Below are 4,900 nucleotides of genomic sequence, written 5' to 3'. Positions count from 1 at the left end.
TAAAATTGGATGGCCTTTTGACCTAAAAAGTTATTGACATATACAACAGGTGCTATCACTGGCGGTATGACAAGTCTTATAGGTGCTAGCGGAGTCATGATTATAGTTCCTATTTTAACTATGTTCTTTAAAGTTAATGTTCATACTGCAATAGGTACAAGTCTTTTCGTGGATGTTATAGCTTCTTTAACTGTATCTTATTCTTATTACAAGAATGATAACATAGACCTTAAATCAGGTACTTGGATAGCTTTAACTTCTGTTATTGGGGCTCAATTAGGTGCGCTATTTGCAAACAGAATGAAAGAAGGTAAACTCTCCTTTAGCTTTGGAATTTTTTTAGTTATCGGAGGTTTATCAATGTTTTATAATAGTTTTAAAGAAAGAAATGATTTATCAGATACTGCAAGAGGACTTATTCATTTTAAAAAAGAATGGCAAAAAATATCAGCAGTTTTAATTACAGGCTTAGGCATAGGAATATTAAGTGGACTGTTTGGAGCTGGTGGAGGGGTTATGGTGCTTATAGCTTTAATAATATTAATGTCATTTCCACTGCATAAAGCTATAGGTACTTCTACTCTTATAATGTCCATAACAGCTTTTTCTTCTGCTGCAGGTTATGCAGCCAGAGACAATATCAATCTTAAATTAGGCAGCTTCTTAGCTGTCGGAGCAGTCTTAAGTGGAATTTTAGGTTCCCGTTATGCTAATAAAATTAATGAAAAGACTTTACGAAGTGTTGTTGGTATATGCTTTATGGCTATGGGTATAGCTATGACTGTACTAGCAATAATCGAATAGACTAATTAACATTAAAAGAAGGTAAATATTTATAAATTAAACCCCTTATTGGCTATTGGTTGAAACAATACTTTTACACAGAAATTTTTTACTTTATATAATACGTTTTTCAGTTGTTTCAACCATCACCTTAACCTAACCTTACTGATTTATTTACTGCCACCATGCATCAACTGGTATGTATCTTATCTAAAATTGGAATTGTGAATATAAACAGCTTTATAATAAAAATCCAATAACTCCTTTGATGCTTTATCCCAGCTAAATTGTTCCGCTTCTCGCCGAGCATTCTTTTTCATAGTTTGTAATAGTTCTTTGTCATTTAATAGCTTTATTGCATTTTTCATGCTTTCTAAATTTTCATTTTGGAACATCAATCCATTTTCCTTATGTTTAACCTGTTCCATTGTCGGTCCGCTTTCAGCCGCAATTACAGGCAGTCCAGAAGCCATAGCCTCCAATATAACGAGTCCAAGTGTCTCAGTAATTGATGGAAAAATAAAAGCATCTGCAGAGGCATAAGCTTTAGATAATTTCTCTCCATGCAAAAAACCTGTAAATAATGTATGAGTACCTTGAAATTCCTTTTCAAGGTTCTCCCGCTCTGGGCCATCACCTATAATTGCTAATGCAATATCATCTCTTGCTTCGAGAAGTGGCTTTATTTTATGAATTTCTTTTTCAGCTGCCAATCTTCCTACAAAAATCAGCAAATACTTGCAATTATTGCCATGCAAAAGATAGTTCCTCATATTAGCATCATAAAATTTGGGATCTCTATTGGCAGTATCGACGCCACGCCTTAAAACATGAAGATTGGAAATATTATGAGCTTCCAATTCTTCTTTTATACTATTTGAAGTACATAGATTCATCACAGCCTGCTTGTGCTGATGCACAGTATATGCCCATAATACGGACTGTGCCAGGGACTTTATCGGGCCGTGGAAATTATAATATTTCAAGTACTTTGGAATATACGTATGGTACGATGCAATCAAAGGAATACCTAATTTTCTGGCATATTTGACTCCAGATGCAGCTAGTAATAAAGGATTAACTGCATGGACTACATCAGGTCTAAAATTCTCCAGGATTTTTTTTACATTAGCTGATGGCAGTGAAAAACCTTTTGATTTATAAAATGGCAGATTAACACTTTTTATTCCCACTATCTTTGCGTCTGAATAATTCACTTCTCCCAAATCCGGAGAAATAACTAAAATTTCATGCCCCTGTTGTTTCATATACCTTATTGCATTGATTAACCTAGTTACTATTCCGTCTGTTGAAGGCAAAAAAGTTTCTGTAACAATAGCTATTTTCATGGTGGATTCCTACTTCCAGGTGATCTTTGGAAGTATATTTCCTATTATAACCCGATCTTTGTTTTTAATAGCCACTTTCAAGATTTCCTTCAGCACTTCATCAGTTAATAGATGAGGTTGTAATCCAAGATGAATTAATTTTGTATTTACAGCATGAAAATAGTGTTCCTCTAATTCTACTCTTGGATTTTTAATATGCTCGATATCAACCTTCAATTTTAATTCTTCTCCAGCCTTTTTTGCTTTTTCCGCTAAATTCAGTACAGAAAAGTACTCAGTAAATTGGTTGAAAACCCTAAACTCTCCCTTTTCAGCAGGGTTATTAACAGCTATTTCAATGCACCTTACCGTATCCTTGATATTTAAAAATGCTCTCGTCTGTCCACCTTTACCATATACAGTCAAATCATGTCCAACAGCCGCTTGGATTAAGAATCGATTTAATGCTGTACCATAAACACCATCATAATCAAATCTATTATTTAAAACTGGATCCATCATAGTTTCATCAGTATGTAATCCATATACCACGCCTTGATTTAAATCAGTAGCACGTATATTCCAGATTTTACATGCAAACATGATGTTATTACTATCATGAACCTTTGATAGATGATAGAATGATCCTGGCTGCTTTGGGTAAGGCAATCTATCTTTTCGGCCTTTATGTTCAATTTCAATAAATCCTTCCTCTATATCGATATTTGGGTTTCCATATTCCCCCATGGTTCCCAGTTTAATCAGATGACAATCAGGGGCAAATTCTTTGATTGCATAGAGCACATTTATATTTCCCAACACATTGTTAGATTGAGTATAAACGGCATGTTCTCTATCTATCATAGAATAAGGTGCAGAACGCTGCTCTGCAAAATGGATGAAAGCTTCCGGATTAACCTGACGGAATACTTCGCTTAGAAAATCATAGTGATTTAAATCACCGATATAGATTTTAATCTCTTTTCCTGTAAGTTCCTTCCATTTATTTACTCTTCTTTTCAAAGAAGCTATTGGCGTCACAGAATTAGAACCTAATTCCCTATCAATCTTCCTTCTCACTAAATTATCTACAATAACTACATTATGTCCCTGCTTTGAAAGATAGAGCGCTGTTGGCCAGCCGCAAAACCCATCTCCCCCTGCTACAATTATATTCATAATTACCTCCATTAATTGCTTTACTAATTACATTATTATTTTTATTTATCACATATATACTTTGTGAAATATGTGTATTGCTTATAAAACCAATTATTTTATCACCGCCTTCTCATTTTTTTATTATATTTCAACAAGATTAAAATTACATTAAACTCACGTTAATATTTGTATTGTTGGTTTTAGTTCCACCATATGATCATCGCTGCCTTTAAAACACATATTTAGACAAACATACCTATAAATTTTAAGTCATTATTGTAAGTTAACTTAACATTATCTGCTAAATCAATTATATAATTTTTATATAATATCCATTTTATAAACTAAAAAATAAAATAAGTATGCTTCACAAGTACACGGAAAGAGAGTACAGTTTAAATGGCTGTACTTTTATACATCTTTTGGTGCAGATTTTGATAGAGTTGCTGTCAAAAAATCAATGTATAATAAAAGCTCTTTTGATAAAAATACATCCTTTCGTTTCACCAAACCAACTTGAATCAGGTTGCTTCCTTAGGATTATAGAAATCAGGGGATTGCAACAAAATTAATGAAAGAGAATATGCAACAGTTGTTGCTGGAATTGACGCACCAAATGAAGTCAGTATAAAAATGCATGAGAAAATAGGATTCAAGTATTCTGGTATAGTAACAAAAGCAGGCTTTAAATTTGGTAAATGGCTAGACCTTGTTTTTTATCAATTAAATTTAACAGGACCTAAGATGCCTTCGGAAGAATAAATCAATAAATGAAAGAGGAGATTACAATTGAATTTACTTATAAAATGTATTAGCTGTTATTATTATGATTGCTGTTCATTATATATCAAAAACATATAATTATTATATTGCTGGATTAGTATTAAGTTTTCCTGGCTTAAGTATTCTTGCATATTATTTTATGTATAAAGAACAAGGAGTTTTAAAAGTTCGAGTAACAACATATTTTGCTATGTTATCGGCTATACCTTTTGTAATCTTTCTTTTAGTACTAAATTTTATGTTGAAAAAATATAATATACTTAATTCCATTTAGTATCAAGTTATGCTTCAATCAAGAATTGAGGTCCGTTAAGATTAGCCATTGCTGTTAAGCATGTGATTTTTAATGTTTGCAGCGTAAATCCAGAAAACTGACTCTTACCCACTTTGATAGACATTAGAAACTCGTGTTATACTAAAAATGAAGAAAAGGANAAACAGCAATATAGTGCAGAATTTAAAATTGAAGCTGTAAAGAGATTAGAAAAGGCTGGTGAGCCAGTAACAAAAGTGGCGAGAGAATTAGGAGTAAAACCTACTACATTACACGGGTGGGGTAATTAAATATAAGGATTCATCTGAAGCTCCTTTTCCTGGTAGTGGTCATCTTAAGCCAGAGGATGAAAAGTTAAGAAAGTTAGAAGGACAAATTAGAAATCTAAAAGAAGAAAATGAAATACTAAAAAAAGCGGCAGCTTACTTCGCCAAGAATCAAAAATAAAGAGATTCCAGTTTTTATCAAAGCTAATTGCGGCAAATATTGAGTAGCGAAGCTATGCCAGGTTCTCTGCGTAAAAAGAAGCAGTTACTATGCATGGGATAAAAGGCCAGAAAGTATTAGATCA

At 32.9% G+C, this 4,900-nt stretch carries 6 protein-coding genes; 4 read left to right on the top strand and 2 right to left on the bottom strand.

All coding sequences use genetic code 11. The annotated features are described in order from the left end of the window. Nucleotides 1-33 precede the first annotated feature (33 nt). Nucleotides 34-804 (top strand): sulfite exporter TauE/SafE family protein, encoded by a 771-nt coding sequence (locus tag AB8U03_RS17975; RefSeq protein WP_369705920.1) that lies wholly within the window; start codon nt 34-36, stop codon nt 802-804. A gap of 185 nt (nt 805-989) precedes the next feature. On the opposite strand, the gene AB8U03_RS17970 is transcribed toward AB8U03_RS17975, so the two are convergent. Together AB8U03_RS17970 and AB8U03_RS17965 are read right to left on the bottom strand one after the other, a co-directional pair. After that, nucleotides 990-2,132 (bottom strand): glycosyltransferase family 4 protein, encoded by a 1,143-nt coding sequence (locus tag AB8U03_RS17970; protein ID WP_369705919.1) that lies wholly within the window; start codon nt 2,130-2,132, stop codon nt 990-992. 9 nt (nt 2,133-2,141) lie between these two features. Continuing rightward, nucleotides 2,142-3,290 (bottom strand): NAD-dependent epimerase/dehydratase family protein, encoded by a 1,149-nt coding sequence (locus AB8U03_RS17965; protein ID WP_369705918.1) that lies wholly within the window; start codon nt 3,288-3,290, stop codon nt 2,142-2,144. A gap of 549 nt (nt 3,291-3,839) precedes the next feature. On the opposite strand from AB8U03_RS17965, the gene AB8U03_RS17960 reads away from it, so the two are divergent. The 3 genes from AB8U03_RS17960 (at nt 3,840) to AB8U03_RS17950 (ending at nt 4,619) form a co-directional block, all read left to right on the top strand. Beyond that, complete coding sequence (locus tag AB8U03_RS17960; protein WP_369705921.1) at nt 3,840-4,034, top strand: GNAT family N-acetyltransferase; 195 nt, start codon at nt 3,840-3,842, stop codon at nt 4,032-4,034. A 64-nt stretch (nt 4,035-4,098) separates the two neighbouring features. Further along, nucleotides 4,099-4,329, top strand: a complete 231-nt coding sequence (locus AB8U03_RS17955) for a GlpM family protein (protein ID WP_369705917.1) — start codon at nt 4,099-4,101, stop codon at nt 4,327-4,329. A gap of 113 nt (nt 4,330-4,442) precedes the next feature. Next, nucleotides 4,443-4,619, top strand: coding sequence for a transposase (locus AB8U03_RS17950; protein ID WP_369705916.1), 177 nt, complete (start codon nt 4,443-4,445; stop codon nt 4,617-4,619). Nucleotides 4,620-4,900 lie beyond the last annotated feature (281 nt).

This window comes from Clostridium moutaii (assembly GCF_041205085.1).
Lineage (GTDB): Bacteria > Bacillota > Clostridia > Clostridiales > Clostridiaceae > Clostridium_B > Clostridium_B moutaii.
The sequence above is the reverse complement of the archived record's forward strand: the minus strand, read 5'-3'. Positions and strand labels throughout refer to the sequence as shown.

Excerpts from the sequence above, each read along its gene's own strand:
- AB8U03_RS17970 (WP_369705919.1), bottom strand. The coding sequence starts at position 2,132 with ATGAAAATAGCTATTGTTACAGAAACTTTTTTGCCTTCAACAGACGGA.
- AB8U03_RS17965 (WP_369705918.1), bottom strand. The coding sequence starts at position 3,290 with ATGAATATAATTGTAGCAGGGGGAGATGGGTTTTGCGGCTGGCCAACA.
- AB8U03_RS17955 (WP_369705917.1), top strand. The coding sequence starts at position 4,099 with ATGATTGCTGTTCATTATATATCAAAAACATATAATTATTATATTGCT.